This window comes from Catenovulum sp. 2E275 (genome assembly GCF_025515275.1).
Lineage (GTDB): Bacteria > Pseudomonadota > Gammaproteobacteria > Enterobacterales > Alteromonadaceae > Catenovulum.
This window is the reverse complement of record NZ_JAOPFU010000024.1, coordinates 52,157-59,073: the sequence shown is the minus strand read 5'-3', so window position 1 is coordinate 59,073 and position 6,917 is coordinate 52,157. Positions and strand designations below refer to the sequence as shown.

Annotated in this window: 5 protein-coding genes; 1 reads left to right on the top strand and 4 read right to left on the bottom strand. The window is 38.8% G+C overall.

Annotated elements, in window-relative coordinates; all coding sequences use genetic code 11:
- Window positions 1-434: 434 nt before the first annotated feature.
- From N7931_RS12220 to N7931_RS12205, 4 genes are all read right to left on the bottom strand, one after another.
- A complete protein-coding gene (locus N7931_RS12220; RefSeq protein WP_262794410.1) occupies window positions 435-2,582 on the bottom strand; it encodes a methyl-accepting chemotaxis protein in 2,148 nt (715 codons plus the stop codon).
- A 285-nt stretch (window positions 2,583-2,867) separates the two neighbouring features.
- Complete coding sequence (locus tag N7931_RS12215; protein WP_262794408.1) at window positions 2,868-3,587, bottom strand: YebC/PmpR family DNA-binding transcriptional regulator; 720 nt, start codon at window positions 3,585-3,587, stop codon at window positions 2,868-2,870.
- Window positions 3,588-3,804: 217 nt separating this feature from the next.
- Window positions 3,805-4,656, bottom strand: a complete 852-nt coding sequence (fghA, locus tag N7931_RS12210) for an S-formylglutathione hydrolase (protein WP_262794407.1) — start codon at window positions 4,654-4,656, stop codon at window positions 3,805-3,807.
- A gap of 103 nt (window positions 4,657-4,759) precedes the next feature.
- On the bottom strand, window positions 4,760-5,884 hold the full coding sequence (locus N7931_RS12205; protein WP_316250581.1) for an S-(hydroxymethyl)glutathione dehydrogenase/class III alcohol dehydrogenase: 1,125 nt from the start codon (window positions 5,882-5,884) through the stop codon (window positions 4,760-4,762).
- Window positions 5,885-6,037: 153 nt separating this feature from the next.
- Between N7931_RS12205 and N7931_RS12200 the strand changes: the two genes are divergently transcribed.
- Window positions 6,038-6,907, top strand: a complete 870-nt coding sequence (locus N7931_RS12200) for a LysR family transcriptional regulator (protein WP_262794406.1) — start codon at window positions 6,038-6,040, stop codon at window positions 6,905-6,907.
- Window positions 6,908-6,917 lie beyond the last annotated feature (10 nt).

Sequence of the window (6,917 nt, the reverse complement as noted above, 5' to 3'; positions counted from 1 at the left end):
GGGTTGTGAATAAATTAATGTTTTATATTTTGCTAAATTAATTGTTATCTATCCAATCATTGCACTTATTACTTGAATTCAAGCAGGAAAAAAGAGGTCGAAATAACAAATAAAGGTCAGTTTTAATCTCTACTTAACTTGTGAAGCGGATCTCTAGACTCTTATTTACAAGCGTAGCTTGGAGCGAGTGATGTAAATCCCAACAAATTAATTCAACAGTGCTAATTGTGGGATTCGCTTGGGCTGATTCTAGCCTACCAAATATGGAAAATTTTAGTTGTATCAAAGTTTGTTTATCAGCATTTAGCTGGCTTAAAATTTATGAGCAACCGTAACTGTCTACTTTTAGCAATTTATTTAAAACTGCCAGCTCAAGTCAAGACTAATTCATCGAGCTAATCCACTGGCAGTTAAAGTTACAAATTATGCCAATTTTATCGTACTGTACTCACTTTAAATGTACTCACTAATTGCTGGAGTTTGTTAGCAGTTGAATCGACCATGCTGGAACTTACTGCCAGTTCGGCAATTGATTTTGCCATATTATGGCTGACTTGTGTGACACTGCGAGCAGTTTCACCATTGCGCGCACTGTTTTGCTCGATCACGCTAATGGTTTCAAACATTTGCTCAACAATCGCATGTAGTTCCTGATTTTCACTGGATGCTGCTTCGGTTAATTTTAAGCTTTGGTCTACATCTTTTACGCCGGTTTCCATAAAGTTTACTGCGACTTGAGTTTCTTCCTGTAGACCTTGGATCATGCGTTGAATATCTTGCGCGGCGTCAGCGGTTCTGCCCGCTAAACCTCGTACTTCATCTGCAACGACCGAAAATCCGCGGCCATGTTCACCTGCTCGTGCCGCTTCAATTGCAGCATTAAGTGCCAGCAGGTTAGTTTGATTGGTAATTTCGGTGATCACGTTAATAATATTACCTATATCGCCCATGCGGGCATCAATTGACTGGACTGAATTTGCAGTTTTATCAACAATATCGCGGATTGCTTGGGTGCCAGAGCGGGCATCTTGATAATCTTGTTTGGCTTTTTCAACAACCGCCGCCATAGTCATTTTCATATTTTCAGCGGTATCCGAGGCGCGTAAAATAACTTCTCTTTGGCTTTCGATTAAGCTTTGCATGTGCTGCATTGACTCATAAACCTGATTTGAACTGTTATGTGCTTCTTCGTTACGCTCTAGCATGTTTTCGTTGGTTTCTTTTACATTGTGTGAGGCGTTAATAACTTGTCCAACAATGCCATCTAAATTATCGATAAAACTATTAATCCAGCGGCTCATATCGCCGGTTTCGTCATGCTTTATCTGATTTGGGTCTAATCGCTGAGTTAAGTTGCCTTCTCCTTCTGCAATCGTACGAATAACTTGGGTCATTTCGTTTAGTCGGTTAGATACTTTATTTGTGCCAAACATCGAAAATAAATAACAGCTAAATAAAGCACAAACACCAGTAATACCGTTAACCCATAAACTTGAAAGTTGGGTAAATTCAGCCAAGCTGCCGTGTATACATACAATACTGGCAACTAAAAATAGGTAGAGTTTCATTAAGCTCAAATTAATTGAGCGGCGGCGGTAAACTTCTTCCAAATCACCTTCGCACATCATACCCCAAGTATCTTTTGAACCCGGTAGTTTAAATGTTACACCTTTACCAATAACAGGGATATGGCGATAATCGGAATAGCCTGGGTATGTCACAAATAGGTTTTGGCCGTTTTTAATGGTTTCGCGTACGCCGGGATGAAGCTCTCCGGTTGCCGGATCAGTAAAACGAATTTCAAACTCAGTGTGATTACGAATTTGTACTGTGCCAAATTTAGTATGAATACCTGATTTTAGGTTTTCGCCATGACTAAAAGTGCTGTCTTCAAATCGAGAGCGAGATAAGGCAATGCCTTGTTTTAAGCTGGGATCAAAACGCGAATCGACCATAAATAAATAGTTGTCACCGGACTCAGGATAAATGTGGCCGGCTTCTCGCTGAATTAAATCGCCTAAAACATCATTAGGTACTCTGCCTGCTAAAGTACAAACTAAATGTCCATTTTGAATCACAGGGAAATAAAACATTAAGGTGACTTCATCGTGAAATTTTGAGCTGGATGGGCCAATCGTTAATGTATCTGGGTCGATATAAGGACCATGTAGAAACCGTTCTTTGTGTGCAACTTGTAATGCTTTTGACTGTTTATGCCGGTGTCCTACTCTTTGATTAAATGTACTAGCCACAACGTTTTCGTCTGGCGTTATGATAAAAATTTCAGAAAAATCAGGCGCAGCTTGTAATTTTTGTAATAAAACATGTTGGTTTTGATTGAGCGACTCAGTATTAATCTGGTTCGCCAAACTTTGCATGTGTTCCCAGTGATTGTGAGTCCACATTTGGAGCAATTTTACTCGGGTGGCAGCCGTACCTTCGAAAGTCTGCTCTACTGCAGAATAAGTACTTTTATTAACAAAACATGACCATCCTAATGCGATTTTTCCATTTTGCCCAAACCAGGGTAGCCAGTGTTTTTCTTTATTTGTCAATTGCATTAGTTGGCTTTTCAGACTCATCAAATCTTTCCTCAACAGCACGGAATTTTATTTATTACATAAAGTTTCCTAGCAATATTAATGCCGGATATTGATGTTTTTATTTTTTGCCCAAGCAATAGTAAGTAAAGCATGAAAATATTTAAGTTTTTTAGAATTGTTAATTTTTACAATGACTAAATTTGAGAAAATATAAAGGATAGGAAAACAGCTGGTTGCACCAATATGGTTCTGCATTGTTTTGGTGTGTTTTGTTTTGGTGCAGAGTAAATTATCAGAATTTACTCTGCTAACCTAGTTTTTAGCTTATTCGCTTAAATCTGCGTTGTGGTAAATTTCCTGCACATCGTCGCAATCATTTAACATATTGATGAATTTCTCGAACATTTCGACATCTTCGCCTGTCACTTTCGTTTCCATTTGAGGGTTAAACGTGATTTCATCTATTTCAAGTTCAACGTCTGGAAAGCTCTCTGTTAGTGCAGTTTTAGCTTTGTAATATTCGGTATGTGGCGCTAAAACCGTTAACATGCCATCTTCATCTTCAATGTCGGTTACATCAACATCAGCCATCATTAATGTTTCTAAAACAGCTTCTTCATCCCCTTTGAAACTAAATACAGCCTGATGATCAAACATGTGAGCAACAGAACCCGGAGCACCTAATTTAGAATTAGTCTTGGTAAAACAGTTACGGACTTCTGAAATAGTACGGTTTGAGTTATCGGTTAAGCAGTCAACAATTACCTGACAGTTACCCGGTCCAAAACCTTCGTAACGAGCTGGTTGATAATCTTCACCTGCGCCGCCTTTTGCTTTATCTATTGCTTTTTCAATAACGTGTGCTGGAACTTGATCTTTTTTCGCTTTATCAATTAAGCGGCGCAGAGCTATATTACCATCCGGATCGACACCACCGTTTTTAGCAACTACATAAATCTCTTTACCGTATTTTGAATATAATTTAGTTTTAGCGCCTTGGGTTTTGGCCATAGACGCTTTTCGGTTTTCAAAACTTCTACCCATAAAAATTGCTCTTTACTTTAATAATATTGCGATAGATTTTAACGGTTTTTGCCTGCTTTTTGCCAGTTATACTTAGCGAATTTTGTGATTAACTCAAGTTTGTTTATGTTGGTTGGGCTTTTGTCGGATATGAGAAGGTAAAAGAGAAAGCAAAATTGAAGTAAGTATGAGCGCCAAAGCAATGATGCAAAGTTTGGCTTTGCATCATAAAAAGCGGTTATTTTGCGTTTTCAATCGCTTTATAGTGGAAACGTAAATGTGCTTCAATAAAGCTGGAAATAAAAAAGTAGCTGTGGTCGTAACCAGCTTCTAACTGATAAGTGAGCGGATAATCTTTTTGTTTGGCAACGGCTAATAACGCATCAGGCTTTAATTGCTCGGTTAAAAAATTATCGGCATCGCCTTGGCTAATCAGCATAGGTACTTTTGCCTGAGTATTTTTTAATAACTCTGTGCTGTCGTATTCTAGCCAGTCTTGCTGGTTATCTCCCAAATAAGCTGAAAACGCTTTTTGCCCCCACGGGCAATTTATTGGGTTACAGATAGGGCTGAACGCACTGACTGATAAATATTTTTCAGGATTTTTTAATGCGATACTTATTGCGCCGTGACCACCCATTGAATGCCCACTGATCATTTTTTGGGTATTAACTGAAAACGAGTTTTCGATAATGTTTGGCAGCTCGTCGCAAATATAGTCGTACATTTTATAGTGCACATTCCAAGGCGGTTGAGTTGCATTTAAATAAAATCCTGCGCCTAGGCCTAAATCGTATTTACCTTGAGGATCATCCGCTACTCCTTCACCTCTGGGGCTGGTGTCTGGTGCTACAATCGCTATTCCAAGCTCGGCAGCGACTCTAAAAGCACCGGCTTTTTGCATAAAGTTTTCGTCGGTACAGGTTAGCCCAGAAAGCCAGTATAAAACGGGCACTTTTTGGCCATTTAATGCCTGCGGCGGTAAAAAAATAGCAAATCGCATGTTGCAATTTAAACTGGCAGATTGGTGTTCAAATTGTTGATGCCATCCGCCAAAAACATGATTATTAGAAACTTGTGTAAGATGCATACAAATACCTTGTTTGAATTAATCAGCGGCAATGTAGAGTTAACAATTCATTGCCGCTGATTAATCTGCTTATTCATTCGCAAAAGGATGAGTTAAAGATGGATTAATAGTGAATAACTGAGCGAATACTTTCGCCTTTTTCCATTAACTCAAATGCTTCATTAATTTGCTCAAGCGGCATAGTGTGAGTAATAAAATCATCTAATTTAAACTCACCTGCTAAGTAACGCTCTACATAATCCGGTAATTCAGTGCGACCTTTTACGCCACCAAATGCGGTACCACGCCATACTCGGCCAGTTACTAATTGGAATGGGCGAGTTGAAATTTCTTCACCTGCACCAGCAACCCCAATAATAACGGATTCGCCCCAACCTTTATGACAGCATTCAAGTGCGCTACGCATGACGTTGACATTGCCGATACATTCAAATGAAAAATCAACGCCGCCATCGGTTAATTCTACAATAACATCTTGAATTGGTTTATCGTAGTCTTTAGGGTTAATGCAGTCTGTTGCGCCTAATTCTTTAGCCAGTTTAAATTTGCGCTCATTTACATCAATCGCAATAATTCTGCCAGCTTTAGCCATTGTCGCCCCAATAACGGCAGATAAACCAATGCCGCCTAAACCAAAAATAGCAACTGTGTCGCCTTCTTTTACTTTAGCTGTGTTCATAACCGCACCCATGCCAGTTGTTACGCCACAACCTAACAAACAAACCTCTTCAAGTGGTGCTTTTGGGTTTACTTTAGCCAGTGATATTTCAGGTAATACGGTATGCTCTGCAAAAGTAGAACAACCCATGTAGTGATAAATCGGCTGACCGTCTTTATAAAAACGAGTTGTACCGTCTGGCATTAAACCTTTGCCTTGTGTTGCTCTGATTTTTTGGCATAAATTGGTTTTACCAGATAAGCAGAATTTACATTCGCGGCACTCAGGAGTGTATAACGGAATAACATGATCACCCACTTCTACACTGGTAACGCCTTCACCAACTTGTTCTACAATGCCGCCACCTTCGTGACCTAAAATAGTAGGAAAAATCCCCTCAGGATCTGCGCCGGATAAAGTGTAAGCATCGGTGTGACAAACCCCAGTTGCCACAACCCGAATTAATACTTCACCTTTTTTAGGCAGCATTAAATCGACTTCTTCAACAGATAAAGGTTGGTTAGCCTGCCATGCAATTGCTGCACGGGTTTTCATAAATTGTTCTGACATATTAGATCCTTAACTATTTATTTGTGGGTTTTAGTATAGCTATATTTAGCTATACCTCAGCATTTTGGGAAAAAACTTGCAAATATTATAATTGTTTCTAAATAGCTGATAATATGCTGAATTGGTAAATAACTTTTACATATAGGTAATAATGTGCAATGGCATGGTATTTCAGAGTTTGTTGCAGTAGCTGAAACGAATAGCTTTACTTTAGCGGCTAAAAAGTTGGCGTTATCAACAGCACAAGTTAGCAGGCAAATTAACGCGTTGGAAAAAAGGTTAGGGATTAAATTGTTATACCGGACAACACGGCATGTTTCGTTAACTGACGAAGGGCAAATTTATTACCATAACTGTAAGCACGTGTTAGATGGGTTAGAAAACGCTGAATTAGCGATTAGCCAAAGGCATAATCAGCTAACCGGGAAAATTAAAATGACCGCGCCGGTTAACTATGGTGAGCTGAAAATTGTACCTTTGGTTAATCAGTTTTTAGTTGAAAACCCGAATATGCAAATTGAGCTTGAGTTAACTAATACTCGGCTGGATTTAACTGAGCATGGGCTAGATTTAGCAATTAGGCTTGGCTCACTTGAAAACTCAAGTTTAATGGCCAAAAGGTTAACTAAACGGCGTTTATATTTATGTGCTTCTACTCATTACATTAAGCAGTTTGGTGAACCTAAAACAATTTCACAATTGGCAGAACATAATTGTTTATTAGGGACTTTAGAGCATTGGCGCTTTATGGATTCAGATAAAAGTATAAACTTAAAGGTAAAAGGACGGTTGCGCTGCAATAGTGGTTTTGCCTTGGTTGAAGCTGCGCTGAATCATTTAGGAATAGTACAATTGCCAGACTATTATCTAAAACAACATATACAATCAGGTCGATTACAAAGTTTGTTAAACGAGTACCAAAAACCAGATGATGGCGTTTGGGCTGTTTATCCAAATAACAGATACTTATCTAACAAGCTAAAAATATTGGTCGATTATTTGCAACAAGGTTTAACTCGGTAAATAACTAAAA

What these genes read in the sequence shown, in the direction of transcription:
- N7931_RS12220 (WP_262794410.1), bottom strand. Translation starts at nt 2,582, where the DNA reads ATGAGTCTGAAAAGCCAACTAATGCAATTGACAAATAAAGAAAAACAC.
- N7931_RS12215 (WP_262794408.1), bottom strand. Translation starts at nt 3,587, where the DNA reads ATGGGTAGAAGTTTTGAAAACCGAAAAGCGTCTATGGCCAAAACCCAA.
- fghA (WP_262794407.1), bottom strand. Translation starts at nt 4,656, where the DNA reads ATGCATCTTACACAAGTTTCTAATAATCATGTTTTTGGCGGATGGCAT.
- N7931_RS12205 (WP_316250581.1), bottom strand. Translation starts at nt 5,884, where the DNA reads ATGTCAGAACAATTTATGAAAACCCGTGCAGCAATTGCATGGCAGGCT.